Source organism: Hymenobacter coalescens (assembly GCF_054783195.1).
Genome location: NZ_BAAGRA010000016.1, coordinates 178217 through 197822, shown reverse-complemented (window position 1 = coordinate 197822; position 19606 = coordinate 178217). Strand labels below are relative to the sequence as shown.

Sequence of the window (19606 nt, the reverse complement as noted above, 5' to 3'; positions counted from 1 at the left end):
CAACCCCCACCGGTTGGGCCAGGCTGATTGCCTCCGGGCCGCTGAATGTTACTTTTCCTGCAATCGATGTCGGGAACGTTGCCGGCATAATCCTGTGGGCCACTGGTTAGCAGCGCCGTTTTTTTCCCCGTTCTTCGGGCCACTGCTGCCGCCCGGCGGCGGTGCGGCCGGCCACCGCCGGGCCACGCCGCCGCGTATAAGCCCGGTTTGGCGGTGGCCAACACTTCCCCTCTTCGCGGGCGGCCGCCGGGTCGCCTCCCATCCTTCATTCCATGGCTAAAATCGTTTCCCCGCAAGTCGAGTTTGCCGAGCTGATTCGGCAGGTTAAGCAGGTTACTCCCGAAATCTTCGACCAGGACGGCCGCTACCTCAACCTGATGGAAGGCCGCTGGCAGGAGCCCGGCAAGCCCCAGGACTTTGTTTCGCCCATCGACGGCTCGGTGCTCGGCGCTTTGCCCATGCTGGAGCGTGCCACCGCCGGCCGCGCCGTGCAGGCCGCCCGCCAGGAGGCCATCGACTGGGGCCGGGTAGACCTGGATGAGCGGAAGCGCCGCGTTCAAGACTGCCTCGACCAGCTGCGCACCCACGTGGAGCTCATCGGCAAGCTGCTGATGTGGGAAATCGGCAAAACCTACAAGCTGGGCTTCACCGACATTGACCGCTGCATCGACGGCGTGCAGTGGTACGTCGACCACATCGAAGGCATGCTGGGCTCGCGCAAGCCGCTGGGCGTCGTGTCGAACATCGCCTCCTGGAACTACCCCATGTCGGTGCTCATGCACGCGGTGCTCACGCAGGTGCTCTGCGGCAACGCGGCCGTGGCCAAAACGCCCACCGACGGCGGCTTCATCTCGCTGAGCGTGACCTTTGCGCTGGCCCGCCGCTGCGGCCTGCCCGTGACGCTGGTGAGCGGCTCGGGCGGCGAGCTGAGCGACGTGCTGGTGAAGGACCAGGCCATCGACTGCCTGAGCTTCGTGGGCGGGCGCTACAACGGCCGCAACATCGCCGACGCGCTGGCCTCGGTGCACAAGCGCTACATGCTGGAGATGGAAGGCGTGAACACCTACGGCATCTGGAATTTCAGCGACTGGCGCGGGCTGGGCGAGCAGCTCCAGAAGGGCTACGACTACGGCAAGCAGCGCTGCACGGCCTACGTGCGCTTCGTGGTGGAGCGCCGCCTGTTTCCGCAGTTCCTGGAAACCTACTGGGAGGCCATTCGCGGTCTGAAGGTGGGCAACCCCACCCTCGTGGACGACCCCGGCGACAAGCTGCCGGAGCTGGCCTTCGGCCCGGTCATCAACCGCCGGCAGGCCGAGGACCTCGACCGCCTCTACGCCGACGCCCTGAAAACCGGCGCCACGCCCGTTTACGAGGGCCGGCTCGACGACTCGCTGTTTTTGCCCGGCCAGGACATGTCGGCCTACCGCGCGCCGCGCGCCCTGGTGAATTTGCCGCGCCAGAGCGAGCTGTACTTCAAGGAACCCTTCGGCCCCATCGACTCCATCGTGCTGGTGGACCGCGTGGAGGAACTGGTGGGCGAAATGAACATTTCGAACGGCGCCCTGGTGGGCGCGCTGGCCTCCGACGACGAGAAGTGGGCCCAGCGCACGGCCAAGGAAGTGCGTGCCTTCAAGATGGGCATCAACAAGCTCCGCTCGCGCGGCGACCGGGAGGAAGTGTTCGGCGGCCTGGGCGAGTCGTGGAAGGGCGCCTTCGTGGGCGGCAAGCTGCTGGTGGAAGCCGTGACGCAGGGCGACCCGACCCAGCCCGTGCTCGGCAACTACGAGGAAGCCACCCTGCTGCCCGAGAAGATTTAAGCTCCACCAGCTCACACGCAGCAAAGGCGCGAAACCACCCGGTTTCGCGCCTTTTTGTTTGCGGCCAACGGGGCCCCAACGGTTGGGCGGGGCCGCGGCCTCCGGCACCAGGCCGGCTGCGGGCTGCGCCGGGGTGTTGGTCCCGCCGAAAGGCCGGTTGGTGTAATAGTTTTTCAGGCGGGCCGAAGTCGGGATAGGTTTGAATCATCAAGGCGGGCGAGGCCCCAAGCCGGCCGCCAGACCACAGCCTTTCACCTCATTCCCGCTCTTCTTTTCCCATTCCTATGTCGCCGTATTTCTACCGCCGCTCCGTATTCCTGGCCATTGCCTTCGGCGCGGCCGTGCTGTCCTGCCGGGCCCAGCTACCCGCCACCGCTTCGCCCACCCCTGATTCGGCCGCTGCGGCCCGCTCCGTGCTGCTCAAGCTGGGCACGGGCCTCACCCGCGGCCTCACCGTGGGCGGCTACATGGGCACCGCGCTGCCGGTAGTGGCCGGCGCCGAGTGGCAGCTGGCCCCGGCGTGGTCGGCCTACGGCAACGTCAGCAGCGCTTGGCGGGTGGGCCCGCGCACCGCCGCCCCCGACGGCAGCCGCCACAGCGCCCGCGTGATGGAGCTGGGCGTGGAGGTGGGCGTGCGCCGCTATTACCGCCAGCCGCAGCGCCGCGCGGCGGGCCGCGCCGCCGGGCCCTTCGTGGGCAACTACGTGGCGCTGCAGGGCCTCCACAGCCTCACGCCCTCTTACAGCCCGCGCCTGCACCACGAAGTCAGCGCCCTGGCGGGCCAGTGGGGCATGCAGCGTCGGCTGGGCGGCCACGGCCTCATCGATGCGTACGTGGGCGGCGGGCTGGAAACGCGCCGCCTGAGCGCGCCCAACGCCCCGCGGCTGAGCCCGCACCTGGAGGCCGGCCTGCGCCTCAGCCTCGTGCGCTAAGCCCGGCCGCCGTGGCCACCGGCCCGGCACTTTGGCCGCTGCCCGGTCTTTTTCAAGTTCGTCCACCTCTCTGCGCCCACGCGACCTGGATTTATGAACACCTTTACGCTATCATCTTCCTCTACCGCCCAACTAGCCATTCGTGTGCCCCGCTTCAAGACTATTCTTTACCACATCATGGCGTGGGTGGCCTACTACCTCTACGAATCCATATTTGTTGTAGCTCTGCAGGGCAAATACCCAGACGCACTAGGAGACATTTTTCAATTTTCGCTATATGCTTTTATCGTTTATATAAATAGCGAATGGCTGTTTCCCCGGTTTTTTATTACGAAACGATATGGTGTCTATGCGCTGGGGGTAATCGGCCTGTTTGTCGCTTTTTTAGCTCTACGTATTGGCATTACCACTTTTATCCTGCCTTCTCTTCATCTTGAGTCGACACAGAAGTTTATTAATATGCGGGTGTTTTTTGCCATAGGCATATTCCGCGGAATCTATTTTTATTCCTGCAGCTTAGTATACGCTTCCGTCAAATACGCACTTCGTATCCAACAGCAGCTGCGGGAGCAGGAACGCAGCCTGCTGGAAGCCGACATTGCCTTCCTGAAAAGCCAGATCAACCCGCATTTCCTCTTCAACGCGCTCAACTTCCTTTACGCCCAGGTGTACCCGCTGTCGGAGCCCACGGCCAAAAGCGTGCTGCTGCTCTCCGACATCATGCGCTACGCCCTGAACGAGGGCGGCGAGCAGGGCAAGGTGATGCTGGACAAGGAGGTACAGCACCTGCGCAACTACGTCGCGCTGAACCAGCTGCGCTTCGGCCACCAGCTGCAGGTGCAGTTTGAGGTGCAGGGCAGCACCCAGTTCCTGATGATTCTGCCGCTGGTGCTCATCACCTTCGTCGAGAACTGCTTCAAGCACGGCGAGCTGTTCGACCCCGCGCACCCCTTGCTGCTGCAGGTGCGCGTGGCGGAAAACCAGCTGACGCTCGTCACCCGCAACCGCAAGCGCCGGGGCCCGGTGGAGTACTCCACCGGCATCGGCCTCGACAACACCCGCCGGCGCCTGCAGGCCATTTACGCCGACCGCCACCAGCTGACCATCCGCGACGAGCCCGACTTCTACTCCACCCACCTCCACCTGGTTCTCTAGATGATTAAGTGTCTTATTGTCGACGACGAGCAGGGTGCCATCGACATTCTGCGGCAGTTCGTGGAAAAAACGCCCTTTCTGCAGCTAGCGGCCAGCACCACCAACCCCGTGGAGGCGCTGCGCATCGTGGCCACCGAGCCCATCGACCTGGTGTTTCTCGACATCCACATGCCCCAGCTCTCCGGCCTCGACGCGATGCCGCTGCTGGCGGGCAAGTGCCAGGTGATTCTGACCACGGCCTACAGCGAGTTTGCCGTGCGCGGCTTCGAGCTGGAAGCCCTCGACTACCTGCTCAAGCCCATTGCCTTCGAGCGGTTTCTAAAGGCGGCGCAGAAAGCCCTGAAGGCTCAGGCCCCGGTGGCCCAGCCCCTGGGCCTGCCCCCCGACAACTACATCTTCGTCAAGACCGAAAGCAAGGGCAAGATGCGCAAGGTAGCCTTCGAGGAAATCGTGTACGTGGAGGGGCTCAAGAACTACGTGTCCATTTACACCGAGCAGGAGCGCATCATTACCCTGCTCAACATCAAGGACCTGCAGGACCGCCTGCCCGCCGCGCAGTTCATGCGCGTGCACAAGTCCTACATCGTGTCGCTGCCCAAGATCAAGGCCCTCGACGGCAACCAGATTCTGTTTCAGGACGGCAAGGCCAGCGCCCCGCTCGGCGACACCTACCGCCGGGGCTTTTTCGAGGCTCTGCAGCGCCACGTGGTCGGCGGCAAAGGCGCTGCCGAGTAGCGCGCTGGCCCTTTGCTGCCGGTGGGGCTGCACCGCTCGCACCCGCCGTTGGCTCCCCCCTCAACGGGCGGTTGGAGCACCACTTACCCGCCGCACCACCTCGGGCAGGGTGCTTATGCTCGCCTGCTGCCCGGCCGATTTTCGAGGCATTCGTTTTTCATCTTCATCGTTTTTCCTATTCCATATGTCCCTTTCCTTTACGCTACGCCACGTGGCAGCCCTGTGTGGGTTCCTGCTGTCCTTTCTGCTGGCCTCGTGCTCCGAAAAAGGGTCCGACGACCCGGCTCCCGCCACCGGACAGGTACGCGGCGTGCTCACCCCACTCGGCGCGACCAGCCGCCTGCAGCTCACGCTGGCCACCGGCACTGAATACACCGCGCAGCCCGATCCTGCGACCGGCGCATTTGCATTCAGCGGCCTGCCGGCGGGCGACTACACGCTCACGGCCACGCCCACCACGGGCTTCAACCCCACCACCCCGGTTCCGCTGACGGTGTACGCCAACCAGACCACTACCAAGAACCTGCAAATGACGCGCGACGGCCGAATCCGCGGCACAATGAGCTGGACGCTGAACGGCGTGACGCACCAGGCCACTGCGCTGTTTTACGGCCAGATTCTGGACAACTTATTCTCCCTGGAAGGCAGCAGCCCCGCGGACGCCAGCGGTGCGTTTCACGCGGTTACGCTGGTGGTGCCCCAGCTGGTGCGCGCCCCTGGAGTGTCGTTTCAGGGCGTGGGCACCTACCCGCTGGGCGTGGCCGAATACCCGTTCGGCATGGTCAATGCGTATCCCCGCGCCGGCGCCGGCTACGACCGCCACATCACCAGCTACGCCGGCCGCCGCCTCGGCCAAGTGGTCATCACGCATTTCGACCTGACGACTCGTACGGCCCGGGGCACCTTCGAATTTGAAGCCCAGCTGGTAACCAATAACTCCGGCAACGCCCCCAGCACCGTGGCTGTCACCAACGGCCGCTTCGACGTCACCTTCTGAAAGTCTGCGGCCAGGCTCGGGCACTTGCCCTGACCCGGGGCTGAGCCACCACACGCGGCCCCAAACACAACCCAAGCAACGCCCTGCTCAGAAGCGCGAACCGGAACAGTGTCACCCCACCACGCGCTCTTTCCACGCCCGCCGGTGCCGGCCCGACGGCCTGGGCGAGCCGTGGAAAGAGCGCGTGGTGGGCGGCAAGCTGCTGGTAGAAGCCCTCACGCAGGGCGCCCGGCCTAGCCCGTGCCCGGCCACTACGAGGAAGCGCCCCTGCTGCCGGAGGGGGGACAGCAGCCTACCACTAAAGGGTAATAAACGACCGTTCAACTGCCCGCTTCCAGCTCGGCCTCCAGGTCATTGGTAAGCCACTTCCACACCACCCGCCCGCCCGGAGCCGCCAGCAACAAAACAGCGGTAAGCACCTGCAGGCGCATCAGGTGGTGGAACGGCCATTCGCTCTTCCGGTAATCGATGGGAATACCACCCAATGAGTAATCGAAGACGTGAGCCACTTGCCGCAGCACCAAGCCGCTCAACAAGACAGCCCCGAGGGCCAGCAGCCACTGCCACCACCGCCACCCGGCCAGTACCCACCCGTAGGCCGGCAGCAGCAGCGCATACGCCAGAAGGTACCAGAAGGCGGCGAACGGGAATACAATCAGGCAGCCTTGCCCGCTGCACTTGCCCGTTTCGTGCCAGGCCGAGCTCATCACCAGCCACGCGAAGTAGGCCGATACAGCCAGGAAGCCCAGCAAGCGCGCCGTCTGGACTTTTGATTTCTTCGCCAGGTAATAGATGGCTACCCCAGGCACCAGCAAATATTTACCAACCAGAATAATCAGCAAAAGCAGGGTACTGCCGTCCATCGTAATTGCGGCGAGTATCGCGGCGCCGGCCGACTAAGTTGCCGGCCAATATACAGCCGGGGCCGGGTGGTGGTGCCCCGCCTCTCCACGGGCCGTTGCCCTCGGACGGGGTGAACCGCCAACGGAACACGATACCCCAGTTCTTCTACCTGGTCTCCGCCGCTATATTTGGCCTCATGCCCCACGTATCCCAGCGCGGCGCGGCCATGCCCATGTCGCCGTACCGCAAGCTCACCCCCTACGCCGACGCGGCCAAGGCCCGCGGGGTGCAGGTCTTTCACCTCAACATCGGCCAGCCCGACATCGAAACGCCGCCCCAGGTGCTGGCGGCCGTGCAGCAGGCCGATATCCGGGTGCTGGAATACTCGCACGGCGCGGGCCACCTGAGCTACCGCCAGAAGCTGGCCGCTTACTACCAGCGCAACGGCATCGGGGTGGCCGCCGAGGACATCATCGTGACAACCGGCGGCTCGGAGGCCATTTGGTTTGCCCTGCTCAGCTGCCTGAACCCCGGCGACGAAGTCATCGTGCCGGAGCCCTTTTACGGCGCCTACACGGCCTTTGCCATTGCCGCCGGCGTGCAGCTGGTGCCGGTGCGCTCCACCATTGCCACGGGCTTTGCGCTGCCGCCGCTGACCGCGCTAGAAGCGCACGTGACCGAGCGCACCAAGGCCGTGCTGCTCTGCAACCCCAATAACCCGACGGGCTACGTGTACCGGCGCCCGGAGCTGGAGCTGCTGCTGGACCTCTGCCAGCGCCACCACCTGTTCCTGCTTTCCGACGAGGCCTACCGCGAGTTCTGCTACGACGCGCCCTGCGTCAGTGCCCTGCACCTGGGGCCGGACGCCGAGGCGCACGTGGTGTTGCTCGATACGATTTCCAAGCGCTACAGCGCCTGCGGGGCCCGCCTCGGGGCGCTGGTGACGAAGAACCCCGACGTGCGCGACGCCGCCTTCCGCTTCGCGCAGATGCGCATCAGCCCGCCCGGCCTGGCGCAGCTGCTGGGCGAAGCCGCCGCGGAGCTGCCCGACGCGTACTTTGAGCACACCAAGGCCGAGTACCAGGCCCGCCGCGACCGGATGGTGCAGCGCCTGCGCCAGATGCCCGGGGTGCAGTGCCCGGTGCCCGGCGGCGCCTTCTACGTGATGCCCCAGCTGCCCATCGACGACTCCGAGCGGTTTGCGCGCTGGCTGCTGGAGGAGTTCGAACACCAGGGCCGCACGGTCATGCTCTCCCCCGCCACGGGCTTCTACGCCACGCCCGGGGGCGGCCGCCAGGAAGTGCGCTTGGCCTACGTGCTGAACCTGCAGGCCATCGACGCGGCCATGGACTGCCTGGCCGAGGCCTTGCGCGTGTATCCGGGACGCCAGCCCTAATCCTTACCTTGCCCGCCGGCGGCGGGCCCTTACGCCAGCCTCACCATGTCACAACCTGTTACAACCACCCCGGAAGCGCCGGCCACACCGAAGTATTCCGGCGCGCTGCGCCTCTGGCACTGGGCCAACGCCGCCACCATTGCGGGCTTGCTGAGCACGATTCTGTTTTTGCGCGTCATCCTCAACCTGCGCGGCCTGCGGCCTGAGATGCAGGAAGTAGCGCGCCAGGGCGGCACCGTGCTGAGTGAGGAGCAGGCGCGCAGCATCAGCCGGTTGGTCAGCCACCGCATCTGGGACTGGCACATCTACCTGGGCGTTTTGCTGGCCGTGCTGCTGGGCTGGCGCCTGGTGGCCGAGCTGGCCGCCCCCACCCTGCAAACCTTCCGCCACCGGCTGCGGCGCTCCAAAGAGCACCAAGCCGAGGCCCCGCGTGCGGCGTTTCGGCTGCGGCACTCGGTGCTGGTGAAGTACAGCTACCTGGTGTTCTACCTGCTGCTGACGGTGATGGTGGTAACCGGCCTTATCCTTACGTACGCCGACGACGTGCAGGCCCTGCACGACATCGAGCACACGGTGAAGGAAGTCCACAACGTGAACATGTACCTGCTCATCGCCTTCACGGTAGCCCACCTCGCGGGCGTGGTGTGGGCCGAGCTGCGCCGCGACAAAAACATCACCTCCGACATGATTCACGGCGGCAAAATCCGCAAGTAAGGCGCCGCGCTTTTGGGCCGTTTCGCAGCGTTGGCATACGAAACCGGGTCGGTGCGTCGTATTTTCGGCCAATGCCCGGCTGCCCCGGCCGGGCCACTCCGGCATGATGTATTTGATTTTTGGGCCGCTGCTGGCCTTGCTTCCGCTGCTTACCCCAGTAGCCGACCCCGTTTCCCGGCGGCCGGCCGTCGCCCCGCCCCGCCGCTTCACCTTGCTCGTCAACGGCATTCCGACCGCCGTCGACACGGCATACTCCCGCATCGAGCTGTCGTCGGGGGCGGGCAAGGTGCTTACGCTGAACCTCATCCGCGCCGATTCGCCCGACGACCCCGGCCTGACCATTCTGGTGGATGAGTTCAAGGCCGTGCCGCAGGTGTATCGCTTCAAGGAAATCCTGAGCGCCCACGTGCGCGAGGCCACCTACCGCGTGGGCAACCTGACGGCCGAGTCCATGGCCTGCGGCGTCAACGACGGCGAAGTGCGCGTGACGGCCGTGGATACCGAGGCCCACGTGCTGACGGGCACGTTCCGGGCCGTGACGTGCTCCACCAATTCCCCGCGCAGCGCTAAGAAGCTAACTTTTCAGGGCACGTTCCGCTGCGCGTACGAAGTGCGCTAAACGCGCCTGACGGCATCCGGCGCAATCAAAAAGAACCTTGCCTCGGGCAGACCAACCGCGTCAGAACGGTTCGGTTCGCCCGAGGCAAGGTCCTTGACCACATCGGCCGGCCGTTGCTGCCTGTAGGATAGCGGCCTGCTCAATCATGCAGCCATCCCGTCGTGCAAGCCTGGGCGACTACAGCGTGGCCAGATCAATCACGAAGCGGTACTTCACGTCGCTGCGCAGCATCCGCTCGTAGGCCTCGTTGATGTAGTCGATGGGAATGACTTCCACGTCCGACACGATGTTGTGCTCGGCGCAGAAGTCGAGCATTTCCTGGGTTTCGGCAATGCCGCCGATGTGCGAGCCGGCCAAACGGCGGCGCTGCCCCACGAGCGGGAAGATGCCGATCTGCGGGGCTTCGGGCGGCAGGCCCACCATCACCATCGTGCCGTCGAGGCGCAGCAGCAGCAGGTACTGGTTCAGGTCGATGTTGGAGCCGACGGTGTTGATGATCAGGTCGAAATAGTTGCCCACCTCTTTCACCGCGTCCTTGTCCTTGGTTACCACGAACTTGTGGGCACCCAGGGCTTTGGCGTCCTGCTCCTTGGCGGGCGAAGTGCTGAGCACGGTGACTTCGGCGCCCATGGCGGCGGCCAGCTTCACGGCCATGTGGCCCAGGCCGCCCAGGCCCACCACGCCCACGCGCTTGCCGGGGCCGGCGCCCCAGGTGCGCAGCGGCGAGTAGGTGGTGATGCCGGCGCAGAGCAACGGCGCCACGCCCGCCAGCGGCAGCTTGTCGGACACGCGCAGCACGTAGTTCTCGTCTACCACAATCTGCTGGGAGTAGCCGCCGTGGGTGCGCGTCTGGCGGTCCTGCAGGGTGCTGTTGTAGGTAAAGCTGATGTGCGTCTCGCAGTACTGCTCGAGGCCCTGCTCGCAGTTGTGGCAGGTGCGGCAGGTGTCCACCATGCAGCCCACGCCCACCAGGTCGCCGGCCTTGAACTTGCCAACGTGGGCGCCCACCTGCGTCACGCGGCCCACGATTTCGTGGCCGGGCACCATGGGAAAGGTGGAGCCGCCCCACTCGTCGCGGGCTTGGTGCACGTCGGAATGGCACACGCCGCAGTACATGATTTCGATTTGCACGTCGTGGGCGCCCAGGTCGCGGCGGTCGAGCTGAAAGGGTGCCAGCGGGGCGCGGGCCGCGGAGGCTGCGTAGGCTTTGGTTTGCGTCATGGGGTTGGTTAGGAAGGATGACAAGTAGCACTGCCCGCTGCGGCGGCCGTGCCGGTGGAAGGTGGTAACTTTGCCGGGTTCTGTTTTGTTGGTACGCCGATGCTGTTTCGTCTGTTTTCTTCTTCTGTGGGTCGCCTGCGGGTGGTCGGTTTCCTCGAAGGGTTGTCGTTTCTGGTGCTGCTGGGCATTGCCATGCCGCTGAAGTACGTGTTGGGCCAGCCCGAGGCCGTGCGCCACGTGGGCATGGCCCACGGCGTGCTCTTCGTGCTGTACGTGCTGCTGCTCATCGCCGCCACCCTTGAGCACGGCTGGTCGGTGCGCAAGGCCGCGCTGGGCTTTGTGGCTTCGTTGGTGCCGCTGGGCACGTTCTGGGCCGACAAGAAGCTGTTTCGCGAGGAGCGGTAGGCCCGCGGCGCAGCGCCGCCTGGAGTACCCTCTGCCGCCTGAAGAGGCACCGCAGGCGTGCTGCACACCGTGGCATCCGGGCCCTCTACGCAGGCGGCTACCACGCCGAAGCCCAGCGGCAATTGCACCTGGAGCTAGCCCACAAGCCTAATCAGCAGCGCCGTCAGTTCCTGCTGGATTTCACTGCCGACCTGGCGCTGCGGAGCTAACGGCTTTGATGCTGCTTGCCGCAATGGGTTTGCCTCCTTCCCGCAACGCCTCGCCTACCAGCCGCCGCATCCGCTTCATAGACTCGCGGGCAAACTTGCGCTGCAGGGAGCGGCCGAACAGCTTGAAGCCGATGCGGTAGAAGATGTTTTGGATGCGGTCGGGCTGGGAGTAGGCTTTCACCTGAAACTTCACCCGCCCGGTGCGCAGGTTTTTGTGGATGGTGAAGTCGATCTGGCCCTTTTCGAAGTGCCCTTCCAGCGTGCGGTAGTTGTAGCCCCACACCTGCTCGGGGCCGTCGGGGGTTTGTTGCTGCTCGTCCGTCACGCCGCCGATGCGCACCCCAAACCAGAAGGTGAAAAACAGGAAGCGCCCGCGCAGCAGCATCACGCGCTCGGCCAGCGGCGCATCGGGCACGAAGATGCCGGTAATGAGGTCGGGCGGCGGAAAGGAATAGTTCAGCAGCACCTGCTTGGCCGCCTCCCAGCTGCCACCGCTTACGGGCGGGCCCGGCGGCTCCGAGGGCAGCTCGGTGTTGTAGTCGTCGAGGCGCCAGCCGGCTTCGGCGGTGTACTCGTGCACGCGCTCCAGGTCGTAGTTGACCTTGGCCTTGCTGAACGCTTCCAGCTGCGTGCGGTACTGCTGCCACAGGGGCGGCGCGGCGGGGCTAGTTGCGCTCATGGTGCTCGTGCTGCTGGCCCGATTCATCCTGCTCGGTGGTATCCACCTGCACCGGCCCGAGCGGCTCGCCGCCGCTGGCTTCGGCCACGCGCTGGCAAAAGGTTACCCAGGTCTGCTCCTGCACCTGCTTGCCCACCCCGAGCGTACCGTAGGCGAAGGCCACCAGCCCGTCGCGGGCGCGGGCCCGGGAGCGGATTTCGAAGCGCACGACCTCGGGCCGGCTGGGCAACTGGCGCAGCGAAAACCGGATGGTGCCGGCTTCGGGGTGGCCCTCCAGGGTGCACAGCTCGAAGTGCTGCTCGGCTACTTCCGTCACGCGCACCGAGCCGTTCCAGGGCCCCAGGATTTTGATGTGAAACTCGTCGTTGACCTTCAGCCGGTGCTCCTCGCCCTTGGCTTTGTGAAAATCAGCCAGCAGCTCCGGCGAAAACTTCTCGATGTGGCACTGGATGTCGCGCATCAGCTCGGCCGCCGGGCGCTGGGGCCGGGCCACGTCGATGTAGTAGCGGCGCACCGTGAAGGGACCGGCGCCTTCCGCCGCATCTTGAACAGGTTTGGACATGGGTTGGGGCCGGCCCGGATACAGCGGCCGGCGCTTTTCCAAACGTACCGTTCCGGTTCTGGGTTAGGCCGCGGCCGGTGGCAGCCGGGTTCCGGCGGCGCGCAGGGCCTGCATTACTTCCTCGTCGGTGGTTTGGGTGAAATCGGCGTAGTACTCGCCCACGGCCCGGAATCCCGACGGCGCGAGCAGACACACCACGTCCTCGGCCACGGCCTGCAGCTGCGCCAGGGCCGCCGGGGCCGCCACCGGCACGGCCACGGTGATGCGGGCGGGCTGCTGCCGGCGCACCAGCGCCACCGTGGCCAGCATGGTGTGGCCGGTGGCCACGCCGTCGTCGGTGATGACGACCGGCCGCCCCGTCAGCGGCAGCGGCGGCTGGTCGCCGAGGTAGGCGCGGCGGCGGGCCTGCAGTTGCGGCCGAATGCGGTCCATCTGCTCGGCCAGGTATTCATCGGGTAGGTGCAGCCCGGGCTCCAGCACGTAGCCCCAGGCGCTGACGGCCCCGACGGCGAATTCGGGATTGGCCGGATGCCCGATTTTCTTCACCATCGCCAGGTCCAGAGGCCAGCCCAGGGCCTGCGCCAGCACCGCCCCCACGGGTACGCCGCCCCGCGGAATGGCCAGTACCACGCCCGGCGGCCCGCCGCTCAGCAGGGGCAGCAGCCGCTCGGCCAGCGCACGGGCCGCAGCCAGACGGTCGTCGAATGCGGGGAACATAGGCAGAAAGAAGGTCAACAACGGCCCCCATCAGGGCTCAGGTCAGGTGCTGCTGGCACCAGTCCACGGCCAGGTCGGCCACTTCGTCGAGGGTGCCGGGCTCGTCGAACAGGTGGCCGGCCCCGGGCACCGTGCGCATCTGCTTGGGGCAGCTCAAGGCTTCCAGGGCCTGCTCGTTGGCGCCGATGACGGGCCAGTCCTGCCCGCCCACGATGAGCAGTGTGGAGGCCTGCACCCGCGCCAGGGCCGGCAGGGCCAGATCGGGGCGCCCCCCACGCGAAATCACGGCGCTGACCTGGCTGCCCAGCTCGGCGGCGGCGTTCAGGGCCGAGGCCGCGCCGGTGCTGGCCCCGAAAAAGCCCAGGCGCAGATCGTGCAGGCGCTGCTCGCGGCGCAGCCAGCTGGCGGCGCCCAGCAAGCGGCGGGTGAGCAGGTCGATGTCGAAGCGCGCTTCGAAGGCGCGGTCTTCCTCGGGCGTGAGCAGATCGAGCAGCAGGGTGGCAAACCCGGCCTGCTGCAGGCACTGGGCCACGTGCTGGTTGCGCGGGCTCAGGCGGGAGCTGCCGCTGCCGTGCGAAAAAACGACGATGCCGGAAGCGGCGGGCGGCACGGCCAGGTCGGCCGCGAGGGTGGCGTGGGGCAGCTCCAGGCGCACGGGCTTTGGAGCGGAGAGGGCAAGCATGGCAGAAATGCGAGTAGACACAACGCGCGACACGGGGTGTACGCAAATCGGGCGCTGCTTGGCTGCATCGATGGCGGAAAAACCACCAGCGCGGGAGTAGCGGCGATGTGGGCGCAACTGCGTAGGTTTGGGTTGGTCCTTGACTTACCGTTTCGTTTTACCTGATTTCTTGATGCAACTACGCTTTTTCGGGCCGCTGCTGGGCGGCCTGCTGGCCTGGGGCCTGGGCTCCGCTCCGGGGGCTTCGGCCCAAGTACCCGCGCCGGTCGCTCCTCCCTCCCGCTTCGTGGCCGACAGCCTCGACCAATATATCCAGCGCGGCATGCGCCAGTGGCAGATTCCGGGCCTGGCCGTGGTGGTGGTGAAAGATGGCCAGGTGGTCGTCAGCAAGGGCTACGGCGTGCGAGCCGTGGGCAAGCCCGAGCCGGTGGACGCCAACACGCTGTTCCTGATTGCCTCGAACACCAAGCTCTTCACGGGCCTGGCGCTGGCCAACCTGGAGCAGGAGAAGAAACTTTCCCTCAACGACAAGGTCACGCAGTACCTGCCCGATTTTCAGCTTTACGACCCCACCAGCACCCAGCTGGTGACCGTGCGCGACCTGCTGGGCCATCACCTCGGCACCAAGACCTTCCAGGGCGACTTCGCTTTCTGGGATTCCAATTTCTCGCGCGAAGACATCATCCGCCAGATGCGCGTGCTCAAGCCCAGCCTCCCCTTCCGGCAGGACTACGGCTACTGCAACGCGGGCTTCCTGGCCGCCGGCCAGGTAATTCCGGCCGTGACGGGCGGCACCAGCTGGGAAAACTACGTGGAGCAGACCATGCTCCGCCCCCTGGGCATGACCAACACCTACATGCTCACGGCGGGCTTCGGCCAGCGCCCCAACGTGGCCCTGCCCTACTCCAATGCGTACGGCCCGCTGGCGGTGCTCCCCATCGACGAGGTGGATAACCTCGGGCCGGCCGCCAGCATGGTGTCGAGTGTGGGCGACCTGGGCAAGTGGCTGCAGTTTCAGCTCGACAGCGGCAAGCACCAAGGCCAGCGCGTGCTGCCCTGGGCCGCGCTGCGCCGCACCCGCGACGTGAACACGGCCGTGTCGGCGCGCAAGTCGGCGTTGCTGCCCGAGCACTTCCGCACCTACGGCCTGGGCGTATTTGCCGCCGACTACAACGGCCGGCAGGTGTATTGGCACACGGGCGGGGCCACCGGGTACGTGAGCAACACCTGCTTCGTACCCGAGGAGCGCCTAGGCATTGCCGTGCTCACCAACCAAGACAACCAGAGCTTCTTCGAGGCGCTGCGCTACCAGCTGCTCGATGCCTACCTAGGCATGCCTTACGTGGACCGCAGCCGCCAGCTGTGGAACCGCGGCGCCGCCGGCCGTGCCGAAGCCGCCGCCGAGCTGGCCAAGCTAAACGCCCGCGTAACGAAAAAGGGCAAGCCCGCGCTGCCGCTCAAGGCCTACGCGGGCCAGTACGCGCACCCGGTGTACGGCCCCATCACCATCACTGCCAAAGGCAAGCAGCTGCTCATCAGCTTCAGCCGCCACCCCGAGCTGCGCGCCACGCTCGACTATATGGACGGGCAGCAGTTTCGCGCCACGTACTCGAACCTGACCTACGGCATCTACCCCGCCGCCTTTACGGTGGAGGGCGAGCAGGTGAAGTCGGTGGAGCTGCGCGTCAACGACGGCATCGACCAGGACCCGTACGTGTTCGTGCGGGGGTAGTGGGCAGCGCTGCTTTGCAACCACTCCGTTGAATTAGGGCTCCTGAAGCTGTTCGTCCACAGCTTCAGGAGCCCATTATGTTTTACTTACCCCTATTCACCCGTTTCGGACTTCTAGTAGCTGGTTCTCCTTGACGAGTTGTTGCGAGTGTAGCATTGATGGGCCAATCACCGATATAAAACTCCGTTTCAGCTCCGATAGTCTCGGCGGAACCGGCTTCACCAAAGCCGAGGTACAATCCGCTTATCTAATACGTTACGCTACCCCCGATTTTACAAGGGTAGTTGACACGTTGTGGCAACGGCCAGCTGGTCAGAATCCCGACGTCCCGCCTTTCTCGGTTCAGTATACCAAGCTGAGCGAGGAGTTTACCTTTTGGGCTCGTAGTCCCGTAGGTGGGCTTAGTGCTGATAACAGCTTTCGGGTAGTCGTACCAGCTGCCGGCCGCTCCTACGACCTGAACGGTATCGACATCAAGACCAGCAGTAATGCCTTGGGGCCCTGCTCGTGTCCCTCCCTGGACCGCTTTAAGCTCAAAATCAATGGGCACCAGGCAGATGCGCGCAACAAAACCCCGGAGCTGGTACGCTGAGGGCGGCTAAGAACCGCACCGGTTTTCCGGCCGGCCGCGCCCTCTAGGTCCGCATCCGCGTATCAAACCGAAACGCTCCGCCCCGATGGCCTACTACCGCCCCTACCACCCGCCCGCCGACCCCGAGCTGGTGCGCCAGCTTACCCAGCAGCAAAACGACATGCGCCAGCGCCAGCGCCTGGAGCCACTGGCCGCGCCGCCCCGGCTGATTGCCGGCCTGGATTCGTCGTTTCCTACCCCCGACACCATCCTATCGGTTATCGTGGTGCTGAAATTCCCCGAGCTGGAGCTGGTGGAAAAGGTGTACAACTACGGCCCGGTGGATTTGCCCTACGTGCCGGGCTTCCTCTCCTTCCGCGAGGCCCCGAACCTCATCCATGCCTTCGCCAAGCTGCAGCACCAGCCCGACGTGCTGATGGTGGACGGCCACGGCTACGCGCACCCGCGCCGCATGGGCATCGGGGCCCACATCGGCATTCTGCTCGACAAGCCCAGCTTCGGGGTGGCCAAGCAGGTACTCACGGGCCAGCACCCCGAGCCCGACGCGCCGGCCGGCAGCCGGGCCCCGCTTACCGACAAGAAAACCGGCGAGCTGATCGGGGAAGTGCTGCGCACCAAGGACCGCGTGAAGCCGGTGTTCGTCAGCCCCGGCCACCGGATCGACCAGGCCACGGCCACCGAGCTGGCCTGGCGCTGCACCCGCGGCTACAAGCTGCCCGAGCCCACCCGCCTGGCCGACCACTGGGCCGAGCAGTTCAAGCAGGAAGTCCGATGAGGCGCGGCCTGATTTGCCTGGCCCTGCCGCTGCTGGCTGCCTGCCAGTCCCGCAACGAGTCCGGGGCCTGGTCGCCGGCCGACCTGGACGCGCCGCGCGAAGTCATTAAGGAACGCCCGCTGCCCGCGGCCGCCGCCACCCAGGCCGATACCACCGTGGCCGGGGCCTTCATCCGCTGGGCCGACGCCCTGCGCCAGGCCGATACGGTGGCCGTCAACGGCTTTATCCACCCGGCGCACGGCCTGTGGGTGCTGGAGCAGCCCGGCGCCATGCCCGTGCTGACGCGCCTCACGGACGTGCGCCGTTTTCGCCGCAACCAGCCGCAGCCCTCCTTCTTCACCCTCGCCGCCGAGCTGATGTCCTGCCTGCGCCCCACCCCGGTAGATACGCTGCCCACGGCCACCTGCCAGGGCCAGCCCGGCAACGAAGCCGGCTTTGCGCGCAACGGCTGCCTGCTGGGCCCGTCGCGCGGGGAACCGCTGGCCGCCATCTGGCCCCACGCCACCCTGCGCGGTGGCACGGCCGTCCAAGGCCGCGCCGCCGTGGCCGGTATCCGCTGGGCCGTGCTCCAAACCGATACGGGCTACCGCTTCCACTGGGCGCGGCGGCAGGGCCGCTGGTGGCTGGTCCTAGTGGATCTGCGCATTCCGTGCAGCGCCTGAGCGGCCGCAGCACCGGCGTAACTATCCGATGTGGGCCAGGGGTGCGGCGCCCAGAGCCAACAGCAGCTGAGCCAACGATTCGGCGCTGGCGGCCGGCAGCTGCAGCACCTGCGCCACGGCCGCATACACTGGCTGCGGACCGCCGGCCGCGGCCAACACACCCCTATCAAGCGGCTGCTGCTGCGACTTGCTGAGCTTGCGGCCGTCGGGGCCGGGCAGCAGCGGGTGGTGCAGGAAGTGGATGCGCGGGGCGCTGAACGCGGCCGTTTCGGGCAGCTGCTGGGCCAGCCAAAGCTGGGCGGCGGTGCTCGGCAGCAAGTCCTGGCCGCGTACAATGAGGGTAGTACCCAGGCGCAGGTCGTCGGCCACGGAAGCCAGCTGGTAGGCCACCACACCGTCCTTCTTGCGCAGCACGAAATCGGGCATGGCCCGGTCCAGCTCCAGGCTTACCGGCCCCAGCCACCCATCCGCGAAGCCGACGGTGGTGCCGGGCGGCACCACGGCCCGCCAGGCCGCCCCCGGCTGATCGAAATCGGCGGGCACTTCGGCCGCCTGCGTGCGGCTGCGGACGCTGGCCTGCAGCAGGCCGGGCACCAGCCGCAGGCGGCGCAGCAGGTAGTTGTAGGCGGGCAGGTGCAGCAGCTGCGAGTGGTGCCGCAAAAAGTCGTCGGGGCCGCTGGGGCCGTGGTCGTAGTCGAGGCCCAGCCACTCAATGGTGCGAAAGATGCTCTCCAGGTAGGGCCGGCGTAGCCGGTTGCGGTCCAGGTCGTCGATGCGCAGGTGCAGCTGGCCGCCGCTGCGGCGCACCAGCAGCCAGGTCAGCACAAAGTTGACCGCGTTGCCCAGGTGCAGGTAGCCGCTGGGCGTAGGGGCCAGCCGCCCCACCAGTGGGGCTGGGGCAGCAGCGGCAGCGTCAACAGTCATCGGCGGAATCATGGCCCGAACTTACGCAGCGGCCTACTCTTCTTCCGCCGTGTTCTTGAGCTTGCCCAACAGGCTGTAGGCACCTTCGGTCACCACCGTGGCCTCGGCGCCCACGCTGGCGGGCAGCACCACCGGCACCGCGCCATTTTCCACGGCGCCGGTCCGCCGCACCTCCACCATGCGGTAACGCGCCGTGCCCGGCGCGGGCTGCACGAAGATGTAGCTCTTGCCCTCGAAATCCACCACGGCGGCTTCGGGCAGCGAAGGACCGGTGGCGGCGGCCGCGGCCTGCGTTTCCACCGTGGCCCGCACAAACATGCCCGGCAGCAGGCGCGGGTTGTTCTCGTCGTCGGGGTGGGCGTGCACGCTCACGGTGCGCGCCTCCGGATCGACGGCCCGGCTCACCAAGGTGATGCGGCCCGTGTGCTCCCCGCCGGCCGAATCGGAGGCGAGGGTAAAGCGGATGCGCTGTCCCACCCGCAGCTGCGGTGCGTCCTTTTCAAACACGGTCAGCTCCACGTGCAGGTGGGTGGGGTCTACCAGCTCGGCCACGGCGTCGGTGGGGCCCACTGTCTGGCCAATGGTGGCGCGCACGTGCCGCACGAAGCCGGTGATGGGCGCGCGCAGCTCGGCGGTACTCACCATGGCCCCGCGGGCGCGCACGGGCAGGCCGGCGAGGCGCAGTCGGGCCGCCAGGGCGTCGCGCTGCGCTTCCAGGCTGCGAAACTCGGCCTGGGCGCGCTGGTAATTTTTGGCCGGCGCTACCTCCTCGCGCACCAGCTCGCGCTGCCGTTCCAGCTCGGCGCGGGCGTAGTCGAGCTGGCTGAGCAGCTGGCGGTATTCCTGCTGCACCTGAATAAACTCGGGGTTGCGCACCCGGGCCACCGCCTCGCCTCGGCTCACGTGGGCGCCCGGCAGCAGGGGCAGCTGCTCGATGTAGCCGCCCAGCGGCGCGCTCAGCACCACCAGGCTCTGGGGCGGCGCCTCCAGGGAGCCATTGACGCGCAGCACGCCGGCCGTGGCCCGGTAACGCACGCGCCCGGTGCGCACGCCCGCCACGCGCAGCTCGTCGGAGCTGAGGGTCACCTCGTCCGGGGCGCTGGCGGCTGCTTCAGCAACGGGTTTTTCGGCCGGGGCCGAGCTACAGGCCGCAAAGCTGGCCAGCGCAGTTAGGGGGAGCAGGTATCGGAAGAAGGTGGGGCAAAAGAGCATGTGAGTTGATTTGTTTGCGCGCGCTA

At 66.5% G+C, this 19606-nt stretch carries 20 protein-coding genes; 12 read left to right on the top strand and 8 right to left on the bottom strand.

Annotation, left to right across the window (positions count from 1 at the left end; translation table 11 throughout):
* The first annotated feature begins 272 nt into the window (after positions 1 to 272).
* The 5 genes from ACYVKQ_RS12275 to ACYVKQ_RS12255 all read left to right on the top strand — a co-directional run bounded on the left by ACYVKQ_RS12275 (position 273) and on the right by ACYVKQ_RS12255 (position 5636).
* Complete coding sequence (locus ACYVKQ_RS12275) at positions 273 to 1817, top strand: aldehyde dehydrogenase family protein (protein WP_460675630.1); 1545 nt, start codon at positions 273 to 275, stop codon at positions 1815 to 1817.
* 284 nt (positions 1818 to 2101) lie between these two features.
* Entirely contained in the window at positions 2102 to 2749 is a 648-nt protein-coding gene (locus tag ACYVKQ_RS12270) for a hypothetical protein (RefSeq protein ID WP_460675629.1), read from the top strand.
* Positions 2750 to 3214: 465 nt separating this feature from the next.
* A complete protein-coding gene (locus ACYVKQ_RS12265) occupies positions 3215 to 3904 on the top strand; it encodes a sensor histidine kinase (RefSeq protein ID WP_460675628.1) in 690 nt (229 codons plus the stop codon).
* Complete coding sequence (locus ACYVKQ_RS12260; RefSeq protein WP_460675627.1) at positions 3905 to 4639, top strand: LytR/AlgR family response regulator transcription factor; 735 nt, start codon at positions 3905 to 3907, stop codon at positions 4637 to 4639.
* A gap of 184 nt (positions 4640 to 4823) precedes the next feature.
* Positions 4824 to 5636 (top strand): carboxypeptidase-like regulatory domain-containing protein, encoded by an 813-nt coding sequence (locus tag ACYVKQ_RS12255; protein ID WP_460675626.1) that lies wholly within the window; start codon positions 4824 to 4826, stop codon positions 5634 to 5636.
* 320 nt (positions 5637 to 5956) lie between these two features.
* Here ACYVKQ_RS12255 and ACYVKQ_RS12250 read toward each other — a convergent pair whose 3' ends face one another.
* Positions 5957 to 6499: a hypothetical protein gene (locus tag ACYVKQ_RS12250; RefSeq protein ID WP_460675625.1), complete on the bottom strand. Its 543-nt coding sequence runs from the start codon at positions 6497 to 6499 to the stop codon at positions 5957 to 5959.
* Between the two features lie 176 nt (positions 6500 to 6675).
* On the opposite strand from ACYVKQ_RS12250, the gene ACYVKQ_RS12245 reads away from it, so the two are divergent.
* The 3 genes from ACYVKQ_RS12245 (at position 6676) to ACYVKQ_RS12235 (ending at position 9208) form a co-directional block, all read left to right on the top strand.
* Complete coding sequence (locus ACYVKQ_RS12245; RefSeq protein WP_460675624.1) at positions 6676 to 7875, top strand: pyridoxal phosphate-dependent aminotransferase; 1200 nt, start codon at positions 6676 to 6678, stop codon at positions 7873 to 7875.
* Positions 7876 to 7920: 45 nt separating this feature from the next.
* Positions 7921 to 8589: a cytochrome b/b6 domain-containing protein gene (locus ACYVKQ_RS12240; RefSeq protein WP_460675623.1), complete on the top strand. Its 669-nt coding sequence runs from the start codon at positions 7921 to 7923 to the stop codon at positions 8587 to 8589.
* A 103-nt stretch (positions 8590 to 8692) separates the two neighbouring features.
* Positions 8693 to 9208: a hypothetical protein gene (locus ACYVKQ_RS12235; protein ID WP_460675622.1), complete on the top strand. Its 516-nt coding sequence runs from the start codon at positions 8693 to 8695 to the stop codon at positions 9206 to 9208.
* A gap of 177 nt (positions 9209 to 9385) precedes the next feature.
* Here ACYVKQ_RS12235 and ACYVKQ_RS12230 read toward each other — a convergent pair whose 3' ends face one another.
* On the bottom strand, positions 9386 to 10429 hold the full coding sequence (locus tag ACYVKQ_RS12230) for an NAD(P)-dependent alcohol dehydrogenase (RefSeq protein WP_460675621.1): 1044 nt from the start codon (positions 10427 to 10429) through the stop codon (positions 9386 to 9388).
* Between the two features lie 99 nt (positions 10430 to 10528).
* On the opposite strand from ACYVKQ_RS12230, the gene ACYVKQ_RS12225 reads away from it, so the two are divergent.
* Positions 10529 to 10834, top strand: a complete 306-nt coding sequence (locus tag ACYVKQ_RS12225) for a DUF3817 domain-containing protein (RefSeq protein ID WP_460675620.1) — start codon at positions 10529 to 10531, stop codon at positions 10832 to 10834.
* Between the two features lie 180 nt (positions 10835 to 11014).
* On the opposite strand, the gene ACYVKQ_RS12220 is transcribed toward ACYVKQ_RS12225, so the two are convergent.
* From ACYVKQ_RS12220 to ACYVKQ_RS12205, 4 genes are all read right to left on the bottom strand, one after another.
* Positions 11015 to 11722 (bottom strand): DUF1990 domain-containing protein, encoded by a 708-nt coding sequence (locus ACYVKQ_RS12220; RefSeq protein WP_460675619.1) that lies wholly within the window; start codon positions 11720 to 11722, stop codon positions 11015 to 11017.
* Complete coding sequence (locus ACYVKQ_RS12215; RefSeq protein WP_460675618.1) at positions 11709 to 12284, bottom strand: DUF1990 family protein; 576 nt, start codon at positions 12282 to 12284, stop codon at positions 11709 to 11711. Before ACYVKQ_RS12215 ends, ACYVKQ_RS12220 begins: the two co-directional genes overlap by 14 nt.
* Positions 12285 to 12347: 63 nt before the next feature.
* Positions 12348 to 13001, bottom strand: coding sequence for a phosphoribosyltransferase (locus tag ACYVKQ_RS12210; RefSeq protein WP_460675617.1), 654 nt, complete (start codon positions 12999 to 13001; stop codon positions 12348 to 12350).
* A gap of 37 nt (positions 13002 to 13038) precedes the next feature.
* The gene (locus ACYVKQ_RS12205; protein WP_460675616.1) at positions 13039 to 13683 is read right to left on the bottom strand and encodes a dienelactone hydrolase family protein; all 645 of its coding nucleotides are present in this window, start codon (positions 13681 to 13683) and stop codon (positions 13039 to 13041) included.
* A 172-nt stretch (positions 13684 to 13855) separates the two neighbouring features.
* Here ACYVKQ_RS12205 and ACYVKQ_RS12200 point away from each other — a divergent pair, with 172 nt between their 5' ends.
* The 3 genes from ACYVKQ_RS12200 (at position 13856) to ACYVKQ_RS12190 (ending at position 17444) form a co-directional block, all read left to right on the top strand.
* A complete protein-coding gene (locus ACYVKQ_RS12200; RefSeq protein WP_460675615.1) occupies positions 13856 to 15415 on the top strand; it encodes a serine hydrolase in 1560 nt (519 codons plus the stop codon).
* Between the two features lie 677 nt (positions 15416 to 16092).
* Complete coding sequence (nfi, locus tag ACYVKQ_RS12195; RefSeq protein WP_460675614.1) at positions 16093 to 16782, top strand: deoxyribonuclease V; 690 nt, start codon at positions 16093 to 16095, stop codon at positions 16780 to 16782.
* Positions 16779 to 17444 carry a hypothetical protein gene (locus ACYVKQ_RS12190; RefSeq protein WP_460675613.1) on the top strand — a complete coding sequence of 222 codons (666 nt, stop codon included), beginning with the start codon at positions 16779 to 16781 and terminating at the stop codon, positions 17442 to 17444. Before nfi ends, ACYVKQ_RS12190 begins: the two co-directional genes overlap by 4 nt.
* Positions 17445 to 17465: 21 nt before the next feature.
* Here ACYVKQ_RS12190 and ACYVKQ_RS12185 read toward each other — a convergent pair whose 3' ends face one another.
* Positions 17466 to 18368, bottom strand: a complete 903-nt coding sequence (locus ACYVKQ_RS12185; RefSeq protein ID WP_460675612.1) for a glutamate--tRNA ligase family protein — start codon at positions 18366 to 18368, stop codon at positions 17466 to 17468.
* Positions 18369 to 18401: 33 nt separating this feature from the next.
* On the bottom strand, positions 18402 to 19580 hold the full coding sequence (locus ACYVKQ_RS12180; protein ID WP_460675611.1) for an efflux RND transporter periplasmic adaptor subunit: 1179 nt from the start codon (positions 19578 to 19580) through the stop codon (positions 18402 to 18404).
* Between the last annotated feature and the right edge of the window lie 26 nt (positions 19581 to 19606).